The organism is Paenibacillus allorhizosphaerae (assembly GCF_042659105.1).
GTDB lineage: Bacteria > Bacillota > Bacilli > Paenibacillales > NBRC-103111 > Paenibacillus_G > Paenibacillus_G allorhizosphaerae.
Genome location: NZ_JBHSRV010000002.1, coordinates 125,667 through 151,389, shown reverse-complemented (window position 1 = coordinate 151,389; position 25,723 = coordinate 125,667). Strand labels below are relative to the sequence as shown.

Here is a 25,723-nt window from a genome sequence, read left to right as displayed (position 1 = left end):
GATGATATCGATGAATCGGAAACAAATGAATCGTATTGTTTGCTCATTACCACTCGTCGCGTTAGCCGTCAGCGGCTGCAGCGGAGGGTCCAATCAAGCGAATCCTTCTTCCGCCCCCACTCCCTCGGCCTCCGGTGATGCCTCAGCCGCCAAACCTATTGCGGACGGCAAAGCGGTTACGCTGAAAGTGTTTCAGATGAATGCCGGCATTACCGACCAGGAATTTCAGGAAAATTTCGTCGACGCGGTCAAAAAGAAGTTCCCCAACGTGACGATGGAGCTGGTTCGAAGCGGCAAAGGTACAACGAAAGAAGATCTTATGACCACAGGGCAATTTCCCGAAATCATTTTGACGACTTCTTGGGACATGGTGCAGTTTCAAGACGCAAGCCTGCTAACCGATTTGAACGAATACGTCCGGAAATCGAACTTCGATCTGAACCAATATGAAAAAAATACAATCGATTCGATTAAGCTGTACTCGGACCGCGGCGAATTGTTCGCCCTGCCTTACAGTTTTAACTTCGAAGTGCTTTATTACAACAAAAGCATTTTTGACAAGAGCGGCATTCCGTACCCGAAAGACGGCATGACTTGGGAAGATGTGATCGCGCTCGGCAAAAAACTGACAGCCGCCGACCCGACGATCCGGGCGATCGACCCGAACGGACTGCGCTGGATTGCGCAAAGCTTCCTCGTGCCTTTCGTTGATCCGAAGACGGAGAAAGCGGCCGTAAGCACCGACGATTGGAAATATTTGTTCGAGATGTTCAAAGCGATCGAAGACATTCCGGACGACAAAAAGACGAAGAAAGGCGTAGCCGGCTTCGAGAAAGACCAGACACTCGCGATGTATGCTTCGTCGGGCGGACGGATCGGCGAAATTGAAGATTTGTCCAAGCAAGGGATCAACTTGAACTGGGATATGGTGACGTTCCCGCTGCGCCAAGGACATCCTTCAAAAGAAGTCGCGACCCAAGCGCACGTGCTGGCCGTCTCCTCCACCGCCAAGAGCAAGGACGATGCTTTCCGGGTCATCTCGTACTTGACGACGGATAAAGAAATCCAGACCCGCCTGGCCAAGGGCGGCGCCGTTCCGGCGATTAAAGACGCGGAGGCGAGAAGCCAGTTCGGCAAAGACTTCAAGACGCTGCAGGGTAAAAACGTTCAAGCCATCTTCAAAAACGTTTACGGCACGATGGGCAAACCGACCCGCTATGACGATGTCGTCAAAACGGCGGTTCAAAGCGCGTTGGACAAAATGATCAAAGAGAAGCTCGACGTGAATACGACGATTCGTTTTGCGCAGGAAACCGCAGATAAAGCGATTGAAGCGGAAAAAGCGAGAAAAAAATGATCTTGGCACATTCGGCGGCCCATAACAAGATGCGGGACCGCCTCTTCATCAAGTCTCTGAAAATCAGAAAAGTCCGGAACGTCCGGAACTTCTCTGGAAAATGGCCCGGATAACAAGGAGGACTCAGACGTTGAAACGACCTAACATTGTGCTTATCATGACGGACCAGCATCGTTCGGACGCGCTTGGCTGCTACGGCAACCCGATCATCGAAACGCCGAACCTGGATTGGCTCGCGCAGGAAGGGACCGTGTTTACAAGCGCCTACTCCTGCACTCCGTCCTGCGTTCCGGCGCGGACGACGCTGATCTCGGGAATGGACCCGTGGCATACGGGAGTACTCGGAACGGGCCGCGGGCAAGGCCGCATGGGCGGCGGCTTCCCGCATACGCTGCCCGGGGAGCTGGCCAAAGCCGGCTATTACACGCTCGGCGTCGGCAAAATGAATTTCGATCCGCAGCGGGCGCTCAACGGTTTCCATCAGACATCGCTTGACGAACAGGGCAAGGTCGAATCGCCCGGATTCGTCTCCGATTATATCGCTTGGTTCGAGAAGAACAAAACCGGCGATTACGGGATGACCGACCACGGCATCGACTGGAATTCGTGGATGTCCCGCCCGTTCCACGCTCCGGAGTTTTTGCATCCGGTCAACTGGACGATAAATGAATCGATCCGACTGCTGGAAAAGCGCGACCCTTCGATGCCGTTTTTTCTCAAAACGTCATTCTCCCGCCCGCACTCGCCTTACGATCCGGCGCCCTTTTATTTTGATCTGTACCGGCAAAAAACGCTCCCCGCTCCATTTATCGGCGAGTGGGCGAGCATGCATGATCAACCTAAGGACGCACAGAAGCCCGATGCCTGGAGAGGAAAGCGCAAGGACGAAGAAGCGAACCGGGCCCGGGCCGGCTACTACGGGCTCATTCACCAGATCGACCAGCAAATCGGCAGGCTGTTCATGTATTTGAAAAAAATCGGGGTGTGGGAACATACCGTCATCATCTTCACCTCGGATCACGGTGACATGCTCGGCGACCATTATTTGTGGCGCAAAACGTATGCCTACGAAGGCTCCGCCCACATTCCGCTGATCGTCAGACTGCCGAAAGCGATGCGCTCATCCGAGGTAACCGATAAGGTGGCAAGCCCGGTATGCCTGCAGGACATCATGCCGACCATCCTCGATGCGGCCGGGGTTCCCGTCCCGGAAACCGTCGACGGGCGAAGCACCCTGCCGCTCATCCGCGGAGAACGTACGCCATGGCGCGAATTCGTGCACGGCGAGCATTCGCTGTGCTACTCCGAAGAGCAGGAGATGCAATATTTGACGGACGGCCAATGGAAATACATCTGGTTCCCGCGCCTCGGGACCGAGCAATTGTTCAATCTCGGCGCGGATCCTGGAGAATGCCGGGATCTGTCGGGAGAAGCAGCATATGCAGGAGAACTCGTGGCCTGGCGCGAGCGGCTCGTTCACGTACTGGACCCGCGCGAGGCTGGCCTGACCGAAGGCGGCCGGCTCGTCTTGCAAAAGGACCGCCCACCTCTCGTATCACCGCACTACAAAGAGCGCATCGATCGCTGGAAAGCGACGCTGTAACGGTTGCCCACTCTTTTTTACAACCGTTTGAGCATTACCTCCCAACCGCACACCAATCGTGCGGTTTTTTTCTTACTGGACAATGGAGGCGCATCCTCCTATAATTATACATAGATTTACGATGCATAGATTTACAAAGTATACCCGCGCACCAGTTTGCCACATTTCTTACGAAAGGAGAGCCGAGCATGCACAAAAACAAGGAGCTGCTCAAAGGAAGCACCGGAACGATGATCTTGAATCTGCTTGAGCGTCGCGAGCTATACGGCTATGAGCTGATCAAAGAATTGGAACGAAGCTCCGGCGGCGCATTTCAATTAAAGGAGGGCACGCTGTATCCGATTCTTCACGCGATGGAATCTGCCGGCACGGTGGAAGCGTACTGGCAGGAAGCGGAAGGCCGCAAGCGCAAATATTACCGGATTACGGATCAGGGAAGACAGCAATTGAAGGAGAAAAAAGCCGAATGGCGCTTATTCCGCAATGCCGTCGATTCCGTGCTTGGGGAGGGACAGGCATGATACGCGATCACGAGGAAGTGCGCCGTTTTCTCGGCGAAGTCTGCTTACATATTAAAGCAAGAGAAGTGCATGCCGACATACGCAAGGAACTGTTAGACCATATCGAGGAGCTGACGGTGGAAAAGGAAGCGGAAGGTTTCAGCCGCGAGGATTCGACCCGTTGGGCCGTATCGCAGATGGGAGATCCGGCCGCCATCGGAAGCGGCCTGCATAAGGTGCACCGTCCCCGCATGAACTGGGGGCTGCTGCTCGCTGCGCTTGGCTTTGTGTTGCTGGGCATCTTCGTGATGTACATGTTCGAATTGAGCGTTGCATCGGAGCCATCGCCTTATGCAAGCTATCATTTCTTCCTTAGCAAAACGGCGGCCGTCGCCTTGGGCCTGCTGATCATGAGCTTCTTTTATTTCTGGGATTACCGCAAGTTATACAAATGGTCTTGGCCGATCTATGGTATCGTCGTTACGGGGATGCTGTATGTCCTCGTGTTCGGCAATCCAATCAACGGCGCCCGCAGCTATATCAGCTTCGGCAGGTTCGCCGTAGATTGGATGGGCGTTAGTCCCTACTTGCTGATCATTTCTGCGACCGGAATTTTGTTAAGCTGGCGCGGCAAACGTTCATTCTGTCGCAGTTACCTTGCGTTTGTCATCGTGCCTGTGTTCCTACTGCTGAGTTCGCCGAACCTCGTTGCCGCCGTTCTTTATTTGACGGGATACACGGCAGTATACGGCGCTGTATCGCGGCGTTGGTTCATTGCATTCGCGCAAACCGCAGGAACCTTCTTGGCTGTCGCGATTCCGGCTGTCCTGACCAAACAGTACATCATCAAGCGCCTCGCAGCTTACTGGAATCCGGAAGCCGATCCGACGGGGGCCGGATACGTGGCCGTGCAGATGAAGAGTGCAATCCAAACCGGAGGTTGGCTCGGGCAAGGCTTTGCATCTCCGCTTTCCCGACTTCCATCCATTCCGAACGAGCTCGTGTACGTGTATGTCATGTACTGTTTCGGATGGCTGGCGGGAGCGGCTGTGGCCGTCGCAGTCGTCTATTTCATCGGACGTGTAGTGCAATCGAGCAAAGCGGTTCACGAACCTTACGGCAAAACGATGATCATCGGGATCACGGCACTGCTCGGATTCCAGATGGGCTATTCCGTACTGATGTCCTTCGGCCTCGTTCCGTTGACCGGCATGCCGTTTCCGTTCCTAAGCTACGGCGGCAGCCACCTGCTTGCAGAGCTCGCGGCCATCGGCATCGTACTGGGCATTTACCGGCGCAAGGACCTCGTACGCATAAAACTGGAGGAGCAGCCGTACTAACGGTGCTCCCCCCGATTGCATTGCCTACTTGTACGACTGCACCTCCAGATGCAGCTGCAGCATGCGTTCATCGAGCGACGAAATGATATGTGCGGTTTCCCGCAGCTGCTGTTCAATATGATCCGGAATTTGCTTATCGAATTTGTAGTAGATTTTATGTTCCAGACTCGCCCAAAAGTCCATCGCGATCGTCCGGATCTGGATTTCCATCAGAACCCGCTCGGCCCGGTCGGTTAAAAACACCGGAATTTCCACAATCAGATGCAAGCTTTGGTATCCGTTCGATTTCGGATGCTTCACGTAGTCTTTTATTTGCACGATCCGGATGTCGCTATGCGCGCTGATCATGTCTACCAAGCGATAAATGTCCGAATTGAACGAGCAAATGACGCGGATTCCGGCGATATCCTGAATATGCGTCTTTACATTTTCAATGGTAAGGTCGAGCTGTTTTCTTTTAAGTTTGTCCAGTATGCTTTTCGGCGTCTTGATTCGGGACTTGATATGCTCGATCGGATTGTATTGTTGAACGAACTGAAGCTCTTCGTTTAAAATATTGAATTTCGTTTCCATTTCGTCAATGGCGAATTTGTAGGTTAGCAGAAACTTTGCCCAATCCTTCAACTGGTTCGCGTCGACGAGGTTTCGGGTTTCTCTGCCTTCGGCTTCTTCGTATTCAATCATGTCTAATCAGCAACCTTTGTGTTCGATTTCGCGTTCCCAAGCTATGTTTCCCATATTTTACATAAACATGAAAAATAACGGAGAGGCTGTTCTTAGTTCAGTTTCTGACCGCAATTCGAGCAGAAGTTGGCCCCGTTCGTTTTCTCACCGCAGTTCGGGCAAAAGTTGGGCTTTTTGCCGCCTTCTGGAGCCTCGGAAGGAGGAGTAGATGCAGATTTGGTATCAGCCGCAGACTTTTGGTCCTGGTTCTGGTTCATCGTTTTCATCATTTCATTCGCGACGTTCATGCCCATCATCATGCCGGCCATGTCCGCGGCGCTGCCGCCGCCTTTCACGTTGCCGGACGCAATGCCGTCCGTCATTCTCACTTGCTGGTACTTTTGCAAATTGCCGATCATTTCATGAGATGCGGTCCTCGTAATCATGTCTTGAATTTCCTGAGGATAATTGAAGCTCATCACCTGAAACCCGGTAATCGTCATGCCCATATCGTACATTTGCATGTCGAGATCTTCGCGGATGCCTTGGGCAATCTCAAAAGCATTCGCCTGCAGATTGAACATGTCCTTCCCTTCTCTGCTGATCCACTTCATTAGCAACTGATCGAGCGCAGATGTGATCCGGATTTTCACGTCCTCTACAAGATAACTGTCTTTCACCCCGGCAATCTTATCGATCAATGTAACGTAATCGTTCACTTTAAAAATGAATGTGCCGTTGGCGCGAATAGGCATGCCGCCCGGGAGCTGAGGCGTCGGGATCAGAATCGGATTTTGCGTCCCCCATTTGACCGTAAACTCCTTCGTATTGACGAATAAGACTTCTACCCTCATACCACTGTTAAAGCCGAATTTGAACCCTTTTAGCGTCGACAAAAACGGGATGATCTGCGAATCGATGCTATACTCCCCTTCATCCTCGAAAATCCCTTCGATTTTGCCGTTATTGACGAAAATCGCGTCTTGGCCCGGACGAATGATGAGCTTGCTTCCTTTTTTAATCTCGCGGTTGCTCCACTTCCAAAAAATCATATCATCCCTGAACTCTTCCCATTCCACCACAGTGGCAAATTGGTTTCGGAAAAACGCCATCGTATACCCATCCCTTCCGGTTAAAATGACCCTCTGCTGCCGCTGTGAGAATGGCCGCCTCCGGTAACTCCGCCGCCTCCCCTGCCGCCTTTGCCTCCACCGTTATTCTTTGGAATCCTTTGTTTCGTTGTCGTGGTTCGAATATATTGGTCTCTCCTGTCGATGACCCTGGAAGTGCTTGTATCCTCATAGGTTCGTCGATGCACCGTCACACGGCCTCCCGAGTGGTAGGCCATCGTTCCGACGATGATCCCCGCAATGCCGAGCGAGGCTGCCAATTGAAACCACATATTAAACAATATATTGTCCGGATTCACTCCCGGGCGGATGCCCATATACTTGTACGCGGTTTTCACGTATTTCTGAAAAGCGAGCTCATAGTTGCCGTTCGATAAATCCGGCGTCATCTTCGCGCGTATTTTATCATGCCTGCGATCATCCAGGTATTGCTCCGCTTTATAAAATCCCGCCAAATACATCTCTCGATTTTTTAAATCCAGCGTCATGATAACCGCATTGCCGTGCGGCTTATCATATCCGGGTGCATGCTCGTCGTAAAAATCTTCCGTCAGCTTCTGGACATCGATATTCCCAGTATTCTTCGTCGTAACCATAATAATGTCCGTTTCTCGTTTAGCCCCATATTCCTTCGCCATCGCTTCCAGCCTATCGGATTGTTCCGGATTCAGAACACCTGCATCATCATAAACAAATTTCTTCGTTTCCGCTGCAGCCGCTTCCGCTATCGCAGTTTTCAAGGGAAGGGTTATAAACAGAGCGATGAATAGCAGTACGAATACGATCGATCCCATTCTATTCACCAGAATCCGCCTCCCATCGTCCAGGAGATTAGCTTCAGCGAGAGCAGCGACACGCCGGCAATACCGGCAAACCATGCGGACACTTTCGCCTTGCTAATAGGGGGCTTGCCGACCACTTTTCCCGTCTGGCCGTTCATCGCAAACGTGTATTTCTCTTTTTTGTAATCATATTGTACCATCCAAACCGGGAGCAGCACATAATCCGCGCGTTCTAACATGGTGTCGATCTGCTTGGTTGTATAATTAACGGTCGTATACCCAGTCATCTCGGATTGAATGTAAGAATCAATAAATGGACTGATTTTGTCTTTCGCCCTCGGGAGGAGCTCCTGATCGTCATAATTGTATTTTTCGGCTATGTAGCCGGCAAGATAAGGCGTTTTGAAGCTTTTTAGCTGGTCGTAAGGAAAAGGCTCCATTTTATCCATCAGTTCGTCATTCATTTTAGCAGATGCATCGATCGGGACCTTCACATAATTCAACACGATATCCCGGTACACATCAAAATGCTGCGTTTCCGTATAGCGGTACTCGCCTCGAGTGTACGTTCTCACTCTCGTGCCATGCGCATGAACCTCGATTTTATTATTCAAATTGTACAGCCAAAAAGGTACGTACATCCCAGTGATGCTCTGAATTCGATCCGCCGTCATAAACCCGTCCGGCGTGAGCCTGCCGTTCTTGCACCATTTCCGGAACGCCCGGATCGCTTCTTCCTTGCTAATCTTAAAGGGGAGGACCTTCGCCGGAGCCAGTTTCCCCGTCAACCGATCGCCGATGGCCACGCCCGAGCCGCAAAAACTGCAGGTTGTCGCCACCGTATCCGCATCGGTCATAATGATCGCTCCGCAGCTTTTGCAATGATACTCTATCGCTTCCTCTTCCGAGAAAGTATTCCACGTCAAAGGATCGCGAATATCCTCGATGTTGTCTTCTCTTCCGCAGCTATGACAGGACAACATGCCTGTCTCACTGTCAAAGACCATCCCGCTTCCGCAGTTCGGGCATTTATAGTCGATAACCGGCATTTGCTCACCTCTTTAGCGAAGAAACGGTTATTCCTTCTTTTTCATGTTCTCCTTGATCACGGCCGTCGCATCTTCGGTATTCTTCTTCGTGTCGATGTCCAATTTGGCCAGTTCCTCATCGAGATTGCCCTTCGCACCCGCGCGCAATTCCGTAATGGCCATCGCTTCGTTATACGTGCTCTCGACCTTCTCTTCCAACTCTGCGAAAACGGAATCGTTAATTCCACCCAGCGGTGAGCCGATACGGTTTAATCTTTGCTGCACTTTGGTTGCCGCCATTTTTCCTTTCAGCTCAGCGTAGCGCGCCTCAAGCTCCCCGATATCCGATACAAGTTTCTCTTGCATCTGCCTCATACTTGCGGCATTCGAAGAAGCGAGGTCGTAAGCCGCCTGCAATGGAGCTTCTTTCGCAGCCAGCGCCGCAGCTTTCTCCAGAAACTTCCCGGCATCATCCTCATTGCCGGTTTCCACAGCCTTCTCTGCATAACGCCGCAGCTTCTTGATCTCCGCCGCGCATTCATCAAGCGTTCGCTTCGCCCTTCGCTCCTCCGCCAGCACCGAGGCCGTCTCCGCTTTCACCTTGCCCAAGTCGCTGTTTAAGCTCCGCATGTAGTCGCCGATCGTCTTCTCCGGATCTTCCGCCTTATCCAATAAGGCGTTCACGTTGCTCACCATAATGTCCCTGAACCTCGATAAGATTCCCATGAAAGCCTCCTTCGCGAAAAATACTTTACTACTATAATACTTTTCATTTGCGGAAAAGGATTCACTTTTTGGTGGTTTACCATTTTTTTCTACTTTTCGAGAATGTATTTGTTGCTCAGTGTCCCTTCTCCGTGTGATGAAAAATCCCCGGGAGAATGTCTCCCAGGGATCTCGATCAGATGATGGATTTATAATTACTTTTGCGTTAAATCGGCAAGCAGTCGCTTGGACTGTCCGTTCTTCGTCTTGAACACTTCATAGATTTTTAACTTCACGGTAGGATCGAACTGATCCGACGTTCCGGTAAAGTTCAAAAGGTTTTCACCGGTTGCCAGTCTATTTTGACCGAGCAGCGACTTTTCAATTGTGGCAACCATACGCCCACCGTCGTCATAAACCTCAAGCAGTATCGCCGGAGAGTTCGAATCGATCTGTACATCGTTTTTCCGTTGGATATCCAAGTAGAGCTTGCCTTTGTAGCTGTACGCTTGGCCATTGAACGCCAAGCTTACGCTCCAGCTGTTCAGCTTAATGTCAAACGGATAAACGCTGAACGTATCCGTCGATTTATTTTTCTGCAGTTGTACCGCATAAGCAGCGATCGGCGTCTTATATGGTGCAGCGATGACAGCGTCTTCGACCTTCAACGTCAAGTTTTCGCCTGTCTCGGATACTGGCAGTGTGAAGGCGTAATTCACGGTCAAGCCGGAGTTCGGAAGCACCGTAGCCGCAGTAGCCGCTTGGCGATTTCCGTCGTATTGATAGCCATCCGAGCTGATCAGGCTCGTCTGGAACACCGGCACGTTCATCGGACGGTCGCTTCCGTTTTTCAACAAAAATTTCGCGGTAACCGTCTTGTTGCCTTCCTCGGCATTGTCGTTCATATTGAACTCCACGACCGACACTTTCAGATCCGGATGGATCAGCTGGCTGTTCGCATCGAACGTCATGGTCTCACCTAGCGTATACGGAGCAGAAGCGACGCCGGAGGCTTGATTCGGCAGCAGGATGTTCAAACGTCCTACTTTGTATTGCAACACGGTAGAAGCGGCAGCGCCGGCTTGAACGAATTTTTCCGTTGTCAGTACGTTCAGGCTGGCAAGTACAGTATCTTGATCCGTCGGGATCGCGTAATGAATATATTTTTGCTCGCCCGCTTCAAGTACGACGGCATCTTTCTCTACGCGCTCGCCGGCAAATACTTTCGCTTCGGTTTTGCCGTCGACCAGGAAGTCCGGAGCGGTCTCCCTTTTGTCCGAATCGTTCTTAGCCAGAACTTGCACCACATATACCGCGCCTTGATCGCGCAGTTCTTTCGTTATGCCCACCGGCGTAAATTGGATCGGCGAATTGGAATAAGGGATCGTGAACGAGTCGGACCATTTCTTCACCGCAGCCGGGTTCGTGATCGCCATGTCGCTGCCTTTCCAGGATTGCTCGCTAACCGGCACGGCGACGACAAGCGTCTCCGTCTTTGGATATACGTAATAATCGACATCAGTGTAATTGACTTCACTTAATGTAAAGTCGTCGGTCCGGTCGATGACTGACATGTAGCTAAGTTCGGTATCCGCCTTCGGTTGGATCGATTTCGGGTTGGATGCGCTCGGCTGCAGCGTGTACGTAACGCCGTCCGATGTCGTCACTCTTAATTCATATTCAGGCACGCGGGTAATCTTGCCGCCGTTGTTCCTCACCTTGACGACAATACCGAGCCGCGTACCGTCAAGTACATGCTCGTTGACAACGCTCTTTACCTGTACGTCCAGCGTATCGGTAAGCGTGTAGTATGCTGCAACGGCCGAGCTGCTTACTGTTTCAGCCGTTGCGGAAGGTTCGGGAGCATCTGCAGCAAGCACAGGGTAAGCGTAGCTGCTCATCAGAGCAGCCGAGATAGCGACGGAAGTCAATGTGCGTCTCATTTTTTTGTTCATGGCTAATTATCCTCCAGTTAGTTAAGCATTTGCTTTATTGGCCAAGTTTGACTTTTTCTTTGTCTTTCAGCTGATGTTGCCCCGTGGTGACGAGTTGCTCACCTTCTTTCAGGCCGGAGATGACCTCCTGATCAGCCTCGTTCAATCGGCCGAGTTCGACCTTCCGCTTCTCTACCAGATCGCCGACAAGCACGAATACAAATGTGTCGCCGCCTTCACGCACGACGCTCAGCGTAGGAATCGCTACAACGACTTGATCCTGCTCTTCCGACAGCAGTACTTGCGCCTTCATGCCAGGCTTCAGCTTCCGGTCCTGGTTGGCCACTTCAAGCTCCAAAGCATACGATTTGGACTGGGTGCTCATGACATCCGCGATATAATTGACCTTGGCTTTCGTTTTGTCTACCGTTCCCGGGATGTAGAACGTAAGCTCGTTCTTACCTCTGATCAAGGCGGCAGATTGTTCCGTCAGTTCGGCCTTAATCTTGATCGGGTCAAGCTGCTGCACTTGCGCAGCCTTGAATCCGGCCGAGATGGTCATGCCCGTTTCCACCGGCAAATCCGTTAGCACGCCACTGACGCTAGCTTTGACATCCAGGTTCTCAAGCGTTCGGTCCAGTTCCTTGATCGATACCCCGGCGGATTGCACCGCTTGTTCCAATTGCGCGAGCGAGTTTGTTTTTTCCATTGTTTGCAGCTTATTACGTGTGTTCTCCAGATCAAGCTTCATGTTGTTTAACTGCGTTTCCGTTTGTTCCAGCTGAATTTTCTCCACAAGCCCCTGATCGTAATCGTTGCGCATTTTGCTGTAATTTTTCTCGGCATCCTTTAAAGAAGATTCCAGCTTGGCGATGCCGTTTTTCAGCTCCTGCTTGCCGTCTTCGAGGTCTTGTTTCGCTTTTACAAGCTGTTGCTGCGAGCCGGCTACGCCAATCTGCGCTTTCTCTTTCTGGATTAAAACGTCCGTCGGGTCGAGGCGGAGAATGACGTCGCCCTTCTCCACCATATCGCCGCGCTTCTTCAATATTTCCTTAATGTCGCCGCCGGCTTTCGTAATAATATCGATCTGCAGCGAAGAGACGACATCGGCTACTTGCTCGAGAGGCTCGCTAATTTTTTTCTTCGATACTTTCGTGACCTTTACGGTTTTCGTTTGCACTTCACTTGTATTCGCCTGCGAGGTTTTGGCATCCGGGGCTGCGGTACAGCCCGTTATAAGGGCCGCACCGAGCATGACCGCTCCTGCTAGCTTCGCGCTATGTTTAAGCGTACGTGAATTGATAAGCTTCATTGGACGATTCTCCTTTTCCCTTGTTCTCCATAAGGTGGTTTCACGGATTAATGCGCAGCGGGAGCCGCTTTGGAATCCGCAGGGGTATTCGCTTTTCGCTTGAAGAGACGGGCAATGCGATTGTTCATTCGGTCGATGCTTTGGTATACAACCGGTACGACGACCAAGGTCAACACGGTCGAAGTGGTCAAGCCGCCGATTACAACGACCGCCAATCCTTTGGAAATAAGCGATCCTTCCGATAAACCAATCCCTAACGGGAGCAAGGAAAACACGGTTGCACCGGCCGTCATAATGATCGGACGCAAGCGCGACAGTCCTGCGGAGATCAACGCCTCCTGCACTCCTGCTCCTTCTTCGCGAAGCTGTTGGACGCGGTCGATCAAGACGATCGCGTTCGTAACGACAACGCCGATCAGCATAAGGAAGCCGATCAATGATGTAATGTTGATCGATTCGTTCGCAATAAGCAGTCCCAGAAATCCTCCGATCGCGGCAAGCGGCAAGGAGAACAAAATGACGAATGGTGCGCTTGCATTGCCGAAAGCGATAACCATGACGAGATAGACGATGAATATCGCGGCCAGCATCGCAATAGCCATTTGGCCGAAGCTTTCCTGAATATCTTCGTTAACCCCTTGAGCTTGCGTACGCACGCCGTTCGGCAGCTCAACCGCTTTGAGCGCCTCCGTCACTTTGGTGCTGACGCCGCCTTTATCCTTGCTGTCGATTTTTGCGGTAATTTTCACGAACTGCTCCTGCATTTCTCGCGTAATGGATGCCGGAGCATCGACCTGGCGTACTTTGGCGACTTCGTTCAAATTCACCATCGTGCCTGTCGGTGTTTTAATGTGAATGCGCCCGAGCTTATCAAGCGAATTTTTGTAATCATCGTCCAGCATCAACTTGGTCGCATAGGTGACATTGTCGAATTTGACTTCGCCGATGTCCGTCTTCGCGAGCCAGCCGCTGACTGCTTCCGTTATTTGTGCAGAGGAAAGTCCGTACAGACGCGCTTTGTTCTGATCCACGCTAACGGTGACCTGCATTTTCTTCTCGCTCAGGTTGTCTTTAATCTCCTGCATTTCCGGGAATTCGCGCAGCTTCGCTTTCACAAGCTCCGCTCCTGCCATGAGCTGGATCAAGTCATCGCCCTTCAGCAGGTAAGCAAAATCTTCGCCCGTGCCGCCCATCGAGCCCGACAGCAGCGATCCTTCCACTTCAGAGCCTTTCGGAAGCAAATACAACATTTTCTCTTTGTAGGAAGCGGCAAGCTCTTTGGCATTGGAAGCTTGCGAAACCGCGGCCATAATCATCGCGCGGTAAGAGGTTCGCTCCCCGCTCATATTGTTCTGGTCGTAGCCGACCATCGATTCGAAATAATCGAATTCCGGCTGGCCGGTCGCATCTTTCGCGTTGCTCATCATCTCTTCGATTTCTTTCACTTTCAAATCCATCGATTCGAACGATGTTTCCCGAGGCAGCTTCAAAGTGAATTGAACTTGTTTGTCCGTCGCGCTCTCCGGCATGAAGGCAGCGGCCAGGAAAGGCACGGTTCCGCCGATCGCCAAGATAAAGATCAGAAACGAAGCGAACAAAATTTTCTTCGGGTTATGTAAAGAATAGTCCAAAACCTTCTTGTAGCGAAGCGCAAATTTGCCAATATGCTCTTCGTCATGGTACTTGATCTTGTTATTGTTGAGCACAAGCAGTTTGCAAAGCATCGGAATGACCGTCAGGGCTACAATAAGCGAAGCCATGAGCGAGACGATCAGCGTGATGGCGAAAGGTCTGAAAATGTCCCCCAGAATGCCGCCGACAAAAGCGATCGGAAGGAACACGCCGGCCGTCGTGATGGTGGAAGAAGTGATGGCCGATGCCACGCGCGAGGTCGCCATCTTGATGACCGACTCGTTGCGCTCCTGCGCTTTTTGCAACTCGCTGTAAATATTTTCGATAACGACGATACTGTCATCGACGACCCGCCCGACCGCGATCGTAAGTCCGCCCAAGGTCATGATGTTCAATGTAATGTCAAGGGATGACATGATACAGAGCGTTGTCAGAATGGACAGCGGAATCGACACGAGAACGATCAGTGTCATCCGCACGTTCCGCAAGAAAAGAAGGATCATGATGGATGCGAGGATGGCGCCGGAGGCCCCTTCCTTCAACATGCCGTTGATTGATTTCTTAACATCGGTAGCCGAGTTGTAGACGGTCGTGAACTTGATGTTCGGGAACTCTTTCTCCCAGCCTTTCATCAGCTTCTCAACGTCGTTTGCGAACTGCACCGTATTGGAGTCCTTCGCTTTATAAAGGGTAATGCCGATGGCAGGTTCTTTGTTGAGGCGGGTAATGAATTCGGAATCGGAGATCGCCTCCACCTTGGAGATTTGCTTCAGAAGCAGCGTATCTCCCGTAGGTGTCGAAATCTTCATATTCTCTAAATTATAAATCGTATTCAAGTCGCTTTCCACACGAACCGACTGCGTCGTTCCGTTGAATTCGGCCGTACCGGCCGGACTTGTCGTCAGCGCGGCTTGAATGCTTTGCGTAACGGTTGCCGGCGTCAGACCGAAATTGGTCAATGCGTTCAAATCAAGCTTCAGCTTTAATGTCGAAACTTCCTCGCCGACGGAATCGACGTGATCGATCCCCTTCATTGCGCTGAGCGTCGGCTCGATAACGTCTTTATAGATCCGATTCAGTTCTTCGCGGTTCATGTTCTCATTGCCGTGCACCGCTGCGAAATAAACCGGGAATTCGTTGCTTCCGAACTTGGAAACTTTAGGCTTGCTCGCCCCAATTGGGAGCTTGACGTCCGAAATCGCCGCTTCGATGTCTTTTTTGGCATCGTCAGGGCTACGTCCATTCACCAGCTCGACCGTAATCGCTGAATAGTTGTCGTTTGAAGTGGAGCTGACTTTTTTCACCCCTTCGATCCCGACAACCCGTTTCTCCAGCTTTTTCGTCACATTCTCCATGACGTCTTTCGGCGTCGCGGGATAAATCGTACTCACGAAGACAACAGGCAGCGAAATGTCAGGCATTGCCTCCTGCTTCAACGTCGTTGCCGAAAAAGCGCCGGCCATGAACAATAGGGCACTGATAATAATGATCGCCGCTACGTTCTTTAAAGAAAACCGTGTTAAATAGTTCATCGTTCTATTCCTTCACTCCATTCCGTGGGCTATATATATTCGGGTGAACGAAAATCGAGTTCTCCCCGGGAGTTGGCCCGCCCTTGCAACCACTCCTTCTCCACTCCTTGCAGTTTGCCTGCAAGCAGATGGTAAAGCATCGATAATTCACTGTATCTTTCCTTGAACGCGGCATACGACGCCTCGTCCTGCGGTTCGACTGCGCTGCACTTCACAAGCGCGTCCAAAATGCCGTCGACGGTATCGCGAAATTTCCTAACCTGCTCCAGCTTGCTCCGAATGATGGTTGCGCATAGATCGCCGGAGATGCAATAGTAATCTCTGCGGTCTTTGCCGCTTGGCACTTTGCGGCACAGCGACTCCCGTTCGAGCGAGCGGATTTGTACGCTGACCGCCGCCTTGGAAACTTCCAGCTTCTCGGACATTTCCTGCAAACTGAGCGGTTTATCGGCAAATAGCAGCAGCGTAAACAATCTGCCGGTGAGCGGGCTGAATCCGTGATCTTCAAACAATAACGACAAATAGTGACTGACGGACATTTGCAATTCGGTATATGTATTGGGCAAAGCGCGTATCATCTCCCCATTCATCCCGCCATATATCGTCGTGGGAACTGCCCCAGACAGCGGGAAACCAAAAATGACCAGTCGGTCATACCAAGTAATATAATGAAAAATGCTAATATTTTCAATCATTTTTTTTGTGAACCTTTTCAGAATGACCGGTCAGTCAATAGCTTGACGAACCGAATTTCTGATTATACAATGTCGGTAATATGAATCTTCTGCCTACCCAGGACAGACATAGGACGTGAATCTGGCAATGAATGACAAAAAGATGCAGCTGATCCACGCCGGTATGCGGCTTTTCGGCGAAAGAGACTATCACACCGCTTCCGTTCAAGACATCGTAAGCTTGGCGGGGGTGTCCAAGGGAGCCTTCTACCAGCATTTTCAGTCCAAAGAGGAGATGCTAGTCTCCATTTATCGCCATTATTTCGAAAGATTCCACGCCGATCTTCACGAGGCGCAGTTCAATCAATCGCGAACCCCCAGAGAGCTGCTCATTATTGCGATTCAGCTCCAGTGCAAGCTCGTATTCGAAGACAAGGCTTTTCTTTGTATGATCGTAAAAGGAATCGCTTTCTCCCATAACCAGGTGCTTTCCGATTTGTTTTTGCAGGAATCGGTGCGAAGCTTGAAATGGTTCCAGGACCGGATCACCGAGCTGTACGGCCCCGACATTGCGCCGAATTCGCTGGACTGTGCCGGCATGCTGAATGGTCTGCTCAAGGAATACTTTTTTTTCGCCATCTTTCATAACCATCCGATCGACAGCACCAAACTATCCGAGTATTTAGTCGAGCGCCTGGACGATCTCGTGCAAGGCATATTACAAAAGCAAACCAAGCCGGTTCTTCAATCATCGTATCTCCATCATGAACCAACGAACCTATCCGATCCGTATACGCTCGAAACCAGCATCAATCGGTTGAGAAACTGGATCACGACGCGAGTGGACGACAAGCAGTGCAGCCGGGCCTTGCTTCAGACGCTTGAGGCGCTCTCCGCCGAAATGGGCAAAGAGCAGGCGAACGGAATCATTATCCAAGGAATGTACAATTACTTCATAACGCTCGCAAAAGAGAACAAGCCGCTCATCGAGCAATTTGAGCAGCTGTTCCGCTCTAAAGTGCAGCATACCCAGTAATACGATGGAGACGAAACAAAAGTTGCACTTCCGCCGAGCTGCAGATGGGATTCATCATGCAATGCTCGGCGAATCCTAGTGCTAATGCGGCGTTTCCGCATGTTTCTCACGGTACTGTCCTGGCGTGATGCCCTCGTATTTTTTGAAAATCCGCACCAGGTACGGCGGGTTGTAACGGAGCGTTTCGGCGATATCGTTGATTTTCAAATTCGTCGTCACGAGCAGATCTTTGCATTTCGCCAGCCGCAGACGCGTTACGTAATCGATGAAGTTTTCCCCGGTCACTTGCTTGAAGGCCCGGCTAAGTTTGTACACGCTTATACCCGATTTCTCCGCGAAATATTCGAGTGAAATGTCCGTCAAATATAGCTCATGAATTTGCTCCAGCACATCCTCTACCGTTTCCTTCATTTGCGAGTTGTAGCTTCTGGGAACCCGCTGAATGAAAGGCCGGATCACTTTGCCTTGAAACCAGAGGATCATCTCTTCCGGGTCTCGGATTTGCAACAGTTCGTCGTACATATGCTCTCCGTTGAACAACACGGAAGGATTCATCTCCGATTTGAGCACCGCTTCATGGATGCTCCCGAGCAGCTTCATCATCCCTTGTTGAATCCACAATTCCGTACCTCCATCGTCCCGCAGCGTAGACAAAAACTGCCGCAAATGGATATTCGCCTGCTCTTCCAAGCCCATGCGCAAGTCGTGAATCAATTCTTTCTCCAATATAAATGGAAATTGCACCGTCTCTTCGCCTTGCAGCTGCAGCTCATGGACATCCACCATTTGGCACGCTTCGCCGATTTGCCGGTAACGAAGCGCTTTGCGGGCTTCCTCCAATATTCCCGGCGTTTCCAGCACCGCGTCCTTCAGCCTACTAATGGCCACCGTCACCTGCAGTCGCAGCAGCTGGCTGACCGTATTCAAAACCGTGTGCGCGAAGTCGACCGCATGACGACGCGCTTCCTCATACGACCGATCCGGCGGCAGCACAATCAACGCCGCAATGGACGAGTCGTGGAACGGGATAACCTGCCCGTGCTCCGCATGCGTTTCGGCGAGCTCTTCCAGGATGTTGGCGGCGGCAAAGGCGACCAACCGGTTGTCTTTATCCGTCATTTTGCGCTCCGGCGCAACCGCGCCGTGCAGCTGCAGCACAAGGAACGCGAATTTGCGGCGCTCCACATTCCACCCGTATTGCTGCAGCTTCTCCCTCATCTCTGCTTCCGTCAGACTGTAATATTTCCCTTGAAAAAATTGCAGCAGAAACACTTCCCTTAACGAGGGCAGCGATTTCTCGATCCGCGTCTGCAGCGCCATCCGTTCTTCCATTTGCCGCTCCCAGTGGGTTTCAATCCGGGCGATTTCATTGTTTTGCCCGCTCTCGGCTTCTTTGCCCGGCTGCAGCCGGCTGATCAACCGCTGAATCGGACGGTACATCCGGTTGGACGTAAACCACGCGATCAGCAGTACGACGATAAGCCCGCATGTGCCGATGATCAGAATAATCCGGGACAATGACGTAACCGGAGCCGTAATTTGGCTCAGCGGCGTCGCCGATACGTAAATCCATTTACGCCCCAGCCTGGACAACTCCTGATGGGAAACGGAATAGGAGTCGCCGTCATACGTATAAACAAACGTATCATCCGACGACGCCCCAGTAATGACCGCGTCCTTAAGCGCCTGCTGAAACCGCGGATCGGCAGCCGAGCCGTTCGTAACGAGCCGACCGCTATCGTCCATCAAGAACGCAGAGCCGCCTCCCGTTGCGGAACTGCCGACGAGCCGATCGAGCATCGACTGATTGATAAAGATGAAGAACGCCCCGAACGGCGCCCGGCCGCTTTGGTCGGACAATTTGATTGCGACGACCTTCGACGTATCGGAGAGCGCGTCAAGCTGCAGATCGGTCATAAACGTCAGCTTCTCGGTATTAAGCAGCGAGCCGGCAAGCTGCCTGTCTTTGGCCGTTTGCAGCGTTCTGACGCCCAGGTAATCGCTAATGATGCTGTTCGATTCCTTCAAATATAAGGCGACGTCTTTGATCAAAGGATTGGAACCTTTCATGAGCATTAACGTTTTGAACAAGTTTCTCGTGCTCTGATACTGCTGGGCGAAATCCATTTGATTCAGCGTTGGATCCACACCGGGATTAAAGGCAAGCAGCGCGCAGTAATTTTCCAAATTCGACAAATAATCGTCAAACCGCTGAATCGTTTGCGTCATCTGAACTTTGTGTGCGCTGTTCAATTCTCTCACGATCGTATGCGCGCCTACATAATAAATGCTTATTCCGATCAGCATTGCAGGCAAACATATGGCAACAAGTACGAGCATCAAGCTCTTCCAGTAAAAGGTGCCTCTATAGCGCAGCATCGCTTTCAAAGTGCCGTTTCACCCGCCTTGCAGCAATTATGACTCCCTTTTATTGTAAACGTTCCCCGCCCGATTGTCACGAACTGCCGACATGATTCGACTTCCTGCAAAAAAAGACAGCGGCCGGAAATCGCCGTGCAAAACGTTCTTATTGACCGGAATGGATGCCGGACATACGATTACCGTGCAAACGGCTCGATTCAGAGCGACATTCTAGGAGGTACTTATGAGATCGATATTAGGGGTTCAAAAGAAAGCAATTGTGTTTGCAAGCTTGGCATTGCTATGTTCATCGATGTTTGTCGGCTGCAGCAAAGGCGAACAAAAACCGTCCGCTGCGCCGACGCCGGGAACGACCGCATCCCCGGACACCGGGCCGACCGAACCGGTCACGATCAAGGTGTTCCAACAGTATGCCGGAATTACGGATTTGGATTTCAATTACTGGATGAAAGAACCGGTAGAGAAGAAGTTTCCGAAGGTGACGCTTGAGCTGGTCAGAGCCGGCAAAGGGACCATGCCGGTGGAACTGCTATCGACCGGCGAGTACCCTGACATCACGTTTACGAGCTCGCTCAATATGCTGAACTTTACCGATTTGAATATTCCCGCCGACGTGAGCGAGCTGATCAAGAAATATAATGTAGATTTGAATAAGTTTCAGCCTCGCGCCGTCAACGAAATCAAATCGTTTTCGAGCAAAAACGAAATTCTCGCCATGCCGTTTTCTCTTAACTTCGGCTTGTTGTTCTATAACAAAAACATTTTTGAACGGTACGGGGTCCCGTATCCGAAGGACGGCATGACGCTCGAAGAGACGATTGCGATCGCCAAAGTGCTGGGCGCAGCCAGCGAAGGTAAAATTGCCGCGCTCGAACCGAACTCGCCGTCGCGATTGGGCATCTCCCGCCTGCTCCCGAAGGTAGATCCGAAGACGAACAAATCACTGCTCAACACAGAGCCGTGGAAAGAATATTTTGACCTGTACCAGCAAATCCGCTCGATTCCCGGCAACGCCACGTCCGGCAATCTGGTAAACCGCTTCTTCAAGGACCAAAATGTAGCGATGACGCTCACGTACGGCGGTACCTTCGGCAACAGCGAGGCGTACCATCAGGAAGGAGCCGACATGAGCTTCTGGGATGTCGCAACGTTCCCTATCCAGTCCGGATCGGGCCCCAAAGGCATCGAAACGGAAGAACGCCTCCTGCTGTTGTCCTCCACAAGCAAGAACAAGGAACTCGCCTTTAAAATCATGAACTTCTTGTCGAGCCAGGAAGTCCAGGAGCTGGTCGCCAAACGGGGTCAAGTGTCGGTGCTGAACGATACGAAAACGAAAGAATTGTTCGGAAGCGAGCTCCCTTCGCTCAAAGGCAAAAATATTCAGGCTGCGTTCAAAAATGTGTACAACGCCAACCCGACGCCGACGAGATATGACAAAGAAGTGGAGCTGATCGCCGAAAAAGCGATGAACACCGGCGTGCTGAAAGATAAGAAAGATATCAATACGGCGCTTAGAGAAGCGGATGAGGAAGCAAACAAAAAAATTGCCGAACTGATGAAATAACAGGCAGCGATTAACAGAATTACGCAGCGGCTGCCGGAAACGGGTTTGTTAACAACGACATAGTGCCGGTAGCTCGGACAGCAGGAGTGGACGAGGTAAGCTTATTCCCGGGGGTACACGCGGCTTGCAAAAGGTTAATATTGACGGAAACGGGCAAAACGAATACGCTTAGCTCGCACATTCCTCACGATTCTTATCGCTATGGAGGACACCGTCATGTTGAACCCCAAGCCGCTTGTTCGCCTCCTTTTTTGCTTGCTCCCAGCGTGCGCCTTCATGCTTGCTAGCTGCAGCAGCGGCGTCAGTCTGCTGAACGGCGACCATTCGACCAAAGCTACCGTGATCACATCGCAAATTATGAATTATGCGCAAACAATGGTCGGCGAAGATAATCCGTTGTGGAACGAATTGGAGAAACGGACACATACCGATCTGAAAATCACCTGGATTCCCTCCACTTCTTTTGACGATAAAATCCGCATGCTGCTTGCTTCCCGGGACTTGCCGGATTTGACGTTTGTCATCAACCTGAACATGCCAATCCTGAAAGACCTGGTCAAGGAGGGGTTATTTTGGGATTTAACTCCATACATCCATGAATTTCCCAATTTAGCTGCATTACCCGATTATTCATGGGAAAACTCGAAAATATTCGGCAAGCATTATGCCGTTCCGCGCTATTACCCGGTTGTCGGGGGTGAACAATTTCCGATGCTGCGTCTCGACTGGCTGGAACGGATGAAGATGGAACTTCCGGAGACGATGGACGATTTATACCGGGTACTCTATGCTTTTACCTATCAAGATCCGGATCAAAACGGCAAGCAGGATACGATCGGGTTCTCCGGATATTTCAGCGCATTGCAGTTTGTCTTTAACGCGTTCAATGAAACCGGCGGCGCCTGGAAGCTCCGGGACGGAACGCTGCACCCGCTTATCACCGAAGATGCGTCCAGGGATGCGCTGCTGTGGATCAAAAAGGCGTATGACAACAAAATCATCGATCCGAACCTTCCGATTCTTAAGCTGACGCAAATGGAAGAAGCGGTCAAACGCAGCGAAGCTGGCGCAACATCGCTCTCGATGGGTTATGTTTGGAAGTTCATAGAAGAACTGCGCAAAACGAATCCGAAAGCCGACATCCTGCCGCTTTCTTTTCTTAAAGGACCGAATGGCGTCCCGTATGTACCAACGACGGAAGGGGGCTACTTCGGCGCTTACCTGATCCCCAAGAGCGTGCCGGAATCGAAGATGAAAAAAATACTGCAGTTTCTCGATTACGGTTATTCGCCGGAAGGAAACGACCTGGTTAACTTCGGTCTGAAAGGCATTCATTATACGGAACGGGACGGCATAAAAACGGCAACGGAGCAGGCCAAAAAAGATTTGATCATCATCGGCGACAATCTGGGATCAATCTGGAGACCGCTAGGCGATACGCAGGTCGTTTCGGCTATCGGCATTTCCCCGGAAATAAATGAGCGAAACAAGCGAATTGTAGAGCAAAGAAGCAAGTCTCTTCCTCCGAATCCGGCTGTCGGATTATATCCCGAAAAATATTACGATGCATGGGCAAGCCTTACCAGCTCGGTAAACGACGTTCGGATGAAAGTCATTATCGGACAGATGACAATCGAAGCGTACGACGAATGGATTCAGAAATTAAAACAAGACGATCGCTATAAAAAAGTGGTAGCGGAAATGAACGAAGCGTATCGACGCAAAATGACGCAGTGAGAAAACATTTTCCAATAATTACAAAATTAAATGTATCGTTGGAAATTATCCTTGTATAATGAAATCACGAAGCTTAAGTACTTATCGAAAGGAGCAAAACAGTGATAACCGGCCGCTTCAGACACGCAAGCTTCCTCTGCCTGTTCCTTATTTTGATGACCGCGGTCATCGTCGCAGGCTGCAACAGCAAGACCGCCGCAACGGTTAAAGCCCCCGAGCCGGAAAACGGCAATCTCGTCGCCGTGACGGACCAGGCCTCGCAAAAAATTATCGTGTTCGATCCGAATGCGGAGGATTGGAACAGCGAACAGGCGATCAAATGGTCTTGGAAACCGACTTCTACGAACGGATTCAGCGGGATTACCCCAGGCTGGGGACTCCCGTCGGGCGTCAAGCTGCGAAAGAACGACACGTTTGGCGGACTATGGATGGTCGTCACCGATTCCAAGGGCCTCGCCGCCATCGTTCCTTATCCTGCGGGGGACAGCAAGAAATGGGCGCTTCATGTTGGGGGCAACCCGCATGAGGCGGAGCTGCTGCCTAGCGGAAATATTGCGGTTGCCGCAAGCACAGGCGGCTGGGTCAGAGTCTATACGTCATCTCAAGGACCCACATCCTCAAAATACGCCGAATATCCGATGAAGACCGCCCACGGCGTGCTCTGGGACCCGCAGAAGAATGTGCTTTGGGCGCTAGGTCACGATCATTTGGTCGCCCTCAAGGTAGAAGGCACGCCCGAGGCTCCCACGCTGAAAGAAGAGCAGAAGGTCGACCTCCCTTCGGCCGACGGGCACGATCTTCAGCCGGTATACGGAAACACCGACCGGCTCTGGGTCAGTACAGGATCAGGAGTATATCAGTACGTGAAATCGGAGAAAAACTGGTCCAGAGGGTTCCCCGATGCGCCCAAGATCAATGTGCGCGGGATCAAAAGCGTCGGCAATCTGCTGACGGGCCAGGTGGTGCTGACTACGCCGAAGAAAGGCTGCCAAAGCGATTGGTGCACCGATACGGTCCGGTTTGTAACGCCGGATACGTACCGCAGCCGAACGGGGGCTGCCTTCTACAAGGCGCGCGTCTGGAATCCGAATTATCAGTAGTTCCGATTCGATTGCATGGTTTAAAGGGCAGGCAGCGTACAATTCGCTCCCTGCCCCTTTTATTTTATTTGATAGCCTTATACCGGTTGTAAGCGTCTTGATACACCTTGACGAGCTTGTCGAGGTTCATATCCTTCAGCTTCTTTACATATTCGTCCCACTCGGCGTCAATACCGCCCTGCATAAGCCATTTGGCCTGCATTTTCTTGACGTATGCGTCAATATCGGTCAAGTAGCGCGTGCGGGCATCCGTTTCCTCGGAACTGAAATACATGTTCGGGAATATGTTTTTGTCCAGGTACGGGTCATACATTTTATCCAGATCGCCTTTATCGTTCGGTTTCCCCGTCACGGCCGGCGTGCGGCTTGTTTTCGCGAAGACGGAAGTGGAGCCCGGCGCCGTTGTATGCCTGAATTCGTTCGCATTCATGCCGCTCGGAGGATCGATGTAGCTAAGCGTCCCGTCCCCGTTCTCCTTCATGACGGTGCCGATCGTTCCGTTCACCGCCTCCAGGCTCACCTTCGTATCGTACATATAGTCGATCCAGCGCATCGTGATTTCCGGATTTTTGTTCGCCGAAGTGATCGCAAATGCGCCCTTACTCAAAATGCCCGACGGGTAACGGTTCCACACCCGCGATCCGTCCGGCGCCTTGAGTGGCATCAACGGTACGAAATCGGCCGCCTGATCCGGATCCATGTACGTAGCGGCCGTCCAAGCGACGAACGCACCGACATTTTTCTCCTTGCTCCGCAGTTTGGAACCGTACACTTTCTCGTCATGCGTCAGCGATTCCTGATCGACCAGGCCTTCGGCGAACAGCTTATTGAAATATTTGGTCGCTTCTTTATACTGCGGCTGAACGGCCGTGTAGATCACCTGATCGCCCTTCATAATGATGTGATCCTGCTTATCGAGCAGCCCGAACGAGCCGTACATGGAATAAATGCCGGTAATCGCATGAACGCGGAACGTGAACGGGACTTCGTCCTTTTTGCCGTTGCCGTTCATGTCATTGTCTTTGAATGCCTTCAGCGCCTTGTAAAATTCGTCAGGCGTCGTCGGCAGCGGCAAGCCTAGCTGGTCCAGCCATTTCTTATTGATGAACAGCGCGTCCTTGGACTTGGCGTACGAAGCGTCAATGGTCGGCAGCGAATAAATATGGCCGTCCGGCGCGGTCAAATCTTTGCGATAGTCGGGGTTTTCGTCCAATATTTTTTTCAAATTCGGCGCGTATTTGTCGATCAAGCCTTCAAGCGGAATGAACAAGCCCTGGTAGCCGTATTTCACGACTTCGTCCGTGTCCAGAATATAGTGGCCGTAAAAAGCGTCAGGCAAGTCACCGCTCGCAAACATCAAATTTTTCTTTTCCTTGAATCCGTTCGAATCGTTCATCAGCCAGTTGACGTGAACGTTCGTTTTCTCCTCGACACTCTTGAAGAACGGCAGCTCGCCGAACGGCTTTTGTCCCGCAATGCCGTAAAATCCGGCGATTTTCAGGTTTACTTTGTCTTTGACGATCGGCAATCCGGTTGCGTTCATGTTCGCCGGCGCTTGGGATTGCTGCGGCTTGTCGTTCGTCTTCGTTCCGCTTCCGCCGCCATCCCCGCCGCAGCCGCTAAGTCCGACGGTCATGACGAGTGCGGTGGCTATCCCGCCGTGTACCCACCATTTTTTATTCATCTTACCATTCCCCCAACATTCATCGTTT

19 protein-coding genes are annotated in these 25,723 nt (G+C 51.4%); 8 read left to right on the top strand and 11 right to left on the bottom strand.

From position 1 onward, the window contains the following. Nucleotides 1-10 precede the first annotated feature (10 nt). The 4 genes from ACFQI7_RS09345 (at nucleotide 11) to ACFQI7_RS09330 (ending at nucleotide 4,800) form a co-directional block, all read left to right on the top strand. Nucleotides 11-1,357 carry an ABC transporter substrate-binding protein gene (locus ACFQI7_RS09345; RefSeq protein ID WP_218099498.1) on the top strand — a complete coding sequence of 449 codons (1,347 nt, stop codon included), beginning with the start codon at nucleotides 11-13 and terminating at the stop codon, nucleotides 1,355-1,357. Nucleotides 1,358-1,487: 130 nt separating this feature from the next. After that, nucleotides 1,488-2,960 carry an arylsulfatase gene (locus tag ACFQI7_RS09340; protein ID WP_230415011.1) on the top strand — a complete coding sequence of 491 codons (1,473 nt, stop codon included), beginning with the start codon at nucleotides 1,488-1,490 and terminating at the stop codon, nucleotides 2,958-2,960. A gap of 188 nt (nucleotides 2,961-3,148) precedes the next feature. Then, nucleotides 3,149-3,481 carry a PadR family transcriptional regulator gene (locus tag ACFQI7_RS09335; RefSeq protein ID WP_218099496.1) on the top strand — a complete coding sequence of 111 codons (333 nt, stop codon included), beginning with the start codon at nucleotides 3,149-3,151 and terminating at the stop codon, nucleotides 3,479-3,481. Beyond that, on the top strand, nucleotides 3,478-4,800 hold the full coding sequence (locus tag ACFQI7_RS09330) for an FtsW/RodA/SpoVE family cell cycle protein (protein WP_218099495.1): 1,323 nt from the start codon (nucleotides 3,478-3,480) through the stop codon (nucleotides 4,798-4,800). The genes ACFQI7_RS09335 and ACFQI7_RS09330 overlap by 4 nt, the downstream gene beginning before the upstream one ends. Nucleotides 4,801-4,824: 24 nt before the next feature. On the opposite strand, the gene ACFQI7_RS09325 is transcribed toward ACFQI7_RS09330, so the two are convergent. The 9 genes from ACFQI7_RS09325 to ACFQI7_RS09285 all read right to left on the bottom strand — a co-directional run bounded on the left by ACFQI7_RS09325 (nucleotide 4,825) and on the right by ACFQI7_RS09285 (nucleotide 16,096). After that, complete coding sequence (locus ACFQI7_RS09325; RefSeq protein WP_218099494.1) at nucleotides 4,825-5,484, bottom strand: GTP pyrophosphokinase; 660 nt, start codon at nucleotides 5,482-5,484, stop codon at nucleotides 4,825-4,827. Between the two features lie 92 nt (nucleotides 5,485-5,576). Continuing rightward, nucleotides 5,577-6,575, bottom strand: a complete 999-nt coding sequence (locus ACFQI7_RS09320) for an SPFH domain-containing protein (protein WP_218099493.1) — start codon at nucleotides 6,573-6,575, stop codon at nucleotides 5,577-5,579. 20 nt (nucleotides 6,576-6,595) lie between these two features. After that, the gene (locus tag ACFQI7_RS09315; RefSeq protein ID WP_377516768.1) at nucleotides 6,596-7,396 is read right to left on the bottom strand and encodes a TPM domain-containing protein; all 801 of its coding nucleotides are present in this window, start codon (nucleotides 7,394-7,396) and stop codon (nucleotides 6,596-6,598) included. Continuing rightward, nucleotides 7,393-8,424 (bottom strand): TFIIB-type zinc ribbon-containing protein, encoded by a 1,032-nt coding sequence (locus ACFQI7_RS09310; protein WP_218099492.1) that lies wholly within the window; start codon nucleotides 8,422-8,424, stop codon nucleotides 7,393-7,395. The genes ACFQI7_RS09315 and ACFQI7_RS09310 overlap by 4 nt, the downstream gene beginning before the upstream one ends. 27 nt (nucleotides 8,425-8,451) lie before the next feature. Then, the gene (locus ACFQI7_RS09305; RefSeq protein ID WP_218099491.1) at nucleotides 8,452-9,129 is read right to left on the bottom strand and encodes a PspA/IM30 family protein; all 678 of its coding nucleotides are present in this window, start codon (nucleotides 9,127-9,129) and stop codon (nucleotides 8,452-8,454) included. 194 nt (nucleotides 9,130-9,323) lie between these two features. After that, nucleotides 9,324-11,063, bottom strand: coding sequence for a hypothetical protein (locus ACFQI7_RS09300; protein ID WP_218099490.1), 1,740 nt, complete (start codon nucleotides 11,061-11,063; stop codon nucleotides 9,324-9,326). A 34-nt stretch (nucleotides 11,064-11,097) separates the two neighbouring features. Then, nucleotides 11,098-12,354, bottom strand: coding sequence for an efflux RND transporter periplasmic adaptor subunit (locus ACFQI7_RS09295; protein ID WP_218099489.1), 1,257 nt, complete (start codon nucleotides 12,352-12,354; stop codon nucleotides 11,098-11,100). Between the two features lie 47 nt (nucleotides 12,355-12,401). Further along, nucleotides 12,402-15,518, bottom strand: a complete 3,117-nt coding sequence (locus ACFQI7_RS09290; protein ID WP_218099488.1) for an efflux RND transporter permease subunit — start codon at nucleotides 15,516-15,518, stop codon at nucleotides 12,402-12,404. Between the two features lie 29 nt (nucleotides 15,519-15,547). Continuing rightward, nucleotides 15,548-16,096 carry a GbsR/MarR family transcriptional regulator gene (locus tag ACFQI7_RS09285; RefSeq protein WP_218099487.1) on the bottom strand — a complete coding sequence of 183 codons (549 nt, stop codon included), beginning with the start codon at nucleotides 16,094-16,096 and terminating at the stop codon, nucleotides 15,548-15,550. Nucleotides 16,097-16,340: 244 nt separating this feature from the next. Between ACFQI7_RS09285 and ACFQI7_RS09280 the strand changes: the two genes are divergently transcribed. Beyond that, on the top strand, nucleotides 16,341-17,228 hold the full coding sequence (locus tag ACFQI7_RS09280) for a TetR/AcrR family transcriptional regulator (RefSeq protein ID WP_218099486.1): 888 nt from the start codon (nucleotides 16,341-16,343) through the stop codon (nucleotides 17,226-17,228). An 81-nt stretch (nucleotides 17,229-17,309) separates the two neighbouring features. Here ACFQI7_RS09280 and ACFQI7_RS09275 read toward each other — a convergent pair whose 3' ends face one another. Beyond that, nucleotides 17,310-19,607, bottom strand: coding sequence for a helix-turn-helix domain-containing protein (locus ACFQI7_RS09275; RefSeq protein WP_230415038.1), 2,298 nt, complete (start codon nucleotides 19,605-19,607; stop codon nucleotides 17,310-17,312). A gap of 226 nt (nucleotides 19,608-19,833) precedes the next feature. On the opposite strand from ACFQI7_RS09275, the gene ACFQI7_RS09270 reads away from it, so the two are divergent. The 3 genes from ACFQI7_RS09270 (at nucleotide 19,834) to ACFQI7_RS09260 (ending at nucleotide 24,011) form a co-directional block, all read left to right on the top strand. Next, a complete protein-coding gene (locus ACFQI7_RS09270; protein WP_218099484.1) occupies nucleotides 19,834-21,174 on the top strand; it encodes an ABC transporter substrate-binding protein in 1,341 nt (446 codons plus the stop codon). 216 nt (nucleotides 21,175-21,390) lie between these two features. After that, the gene (locus ACFQI7_RS09265) at nucleotides 21,391-22,911 is read left to right on the top strand and encodes an extracellular solute-binding protein (RefSeq protein ID WP_218099483.1); all 1,521 of its coding nucleotides are present in this window, start codon (nucleotides 21,391-21,393) and stop codon (nucleotides 22,909-22,911) included. Between the two features lie 101 nt (nucleotides 22,912-23,012). Beyond that, the gene (locus ACFQI7_RS09260; RefSeq protein ID WP_218099482.1) at nucleotides 23,013-24,011 is read left to right on the top strand and encodes a DUF6528 family protein; all 999 of its coding nucleotides are present in this window, start codon (nucleotides 23,013-23,015) and stop codon (nucleotides 24,009-24,011) included. 64 nt (nucleotides 24,012-24,075) lie between these two features. On the opposite strand, the gene ACFQI7_RS09255 is transcribed toward ACFQI7_RS09260, so the two are convergent. Then, on the bottom strand, nucleotides 24,076-25,695 hold the full coding sequence (locus ACFQI7_RS09255; RefSeq protein ID WP_218099481.1) for a type 2 periplasmic-binding domain-containing protein: 1,620 nt from the start codon (nucleotides 25,693-25,695) through the stop codon (nucleotides 24,076-24,078). Nucleotides 25,696-25,723: the final 28 nt, after the last annotated feature.

Excerpts from the sequence above, each read along its gene's own strand:
- ACFQI7_RS09320 (WP_218099493.1), bottom strand. The coding sequence starts at position 6,575 with ATGGCGTTTTTCCGAAACCAATTTGCCACTGTGGTGGAATGGGAAGAG.
- ACFQI7_RS09330 (WP_218099495.1), top strand. The coding sequence starts at position 3,478 with ATGATACGCGATCACGAGGAAGTGCGCCGTTTTCTCGGCGAAGTCTGC.
- ACFQI7_RS09285 (WP_218099487.1), bottom strand. The coding sequence starts at position 16,096 with ATGATACGCGCTTTGCCCAATACATATACCGAATTGCAAATGTCCGTC.
- ACFQI7_RS09290 (WP_218099488.1), bottom strand. The coding sequence starts at position 15,518 with ATGAACTATTTAACACGGTTTTCTTTAAAGAACGTAGCGGCGATCATT.
- ACFQI7_RS09275 (WP_230415038.1), bottom strand. The coding sequence starts at position 19,607 with ATGCTGCGCTATAGAGGCACCTTTTACTGGAAGAGCTTGATGCTCGTA.
- ACFQI7_RS09335 (WP_218099496.1), top strand. The coding sequence starts at position 3,149 with ATGCACAAAAACAAGGAGCTGCTCAAAGGAAGCACCGGAACGATGATC.
- ACFQI7_RS09255 (WP_218099481.1), bottom strand. The coding sequence starts at position 25,695 with ATGAATAAAAAATGGTGGGTACACGGCGGGATAGCCACCGCACTCGTC.
- ACFQI7_RS09300 (WP_218099490.1), bottom strand. The coding sequence starts at position 11,063 with ATGAACAAAAAAATGAGACGCACATTGACTTCCGTCGCTATCTCGGCT.
- ACFQI7_RS09265 (WP_218099483.1), top strand. The coding sequence starts at position 21,391 with ATGTTGAACCCCAAGCCGCTTGTTCGCCTCCTTTTTTGCTTGCTCCCA.
- ACFQI7_RS09345 (WP_218099498.1), top strand. The coding sequence starts at position 11 with ATGAATCGGAAACAAATGAATCGTATTGTTTGCTCATTACCACTCGTC.
- ACFQI7_RS09305 (WP_218099491.1), bottom strand. The coding sequence starts at position 9,129 with ATGGGAATCTTATCGAGGTTCAGGGACATTATGGTGAGCAACGTGAAC.
- ACFQI7_RS09295 (WP_218099489.1), bottom strand. The coding sequence starts at position 12,354 with ATGAAGCTTATCAATTCACGTACGCTTAAACATAGCGCGAAGCTAGCA.
- ACFQI7_RS09325 (WP_218099494.1), bottom strand. The coding sequence starts at position 5,484 with ATGATTGAATACGAAGAAGCCGAAGGCAGAGAAACCCGAAACCTCGTC.
- ACFQI7_RS09270 (WP_218099484.1), top strand. The coding sequence starts at position 19,834 with ATGAGATCGATATTAGGGGTTCAAAAGAAAGCAATTGTGTTTGCAAGC.
- ACFQI7_RS09280 (WP_218099486.1), top strand. The coding sequence starts at position 16,341 with ATGAATGACAAAAAGATGCAGCTGATCCACGCCGGTATGCGGCTTTTC.
- ACFQI7_RS09310 (WP_218099492.1), bottom strand. The coding sequence starts at position 8,424 with ATGCCGGTTATCGACTATAAATGCCCGAACTGCGGAAGCGGGATGGTC.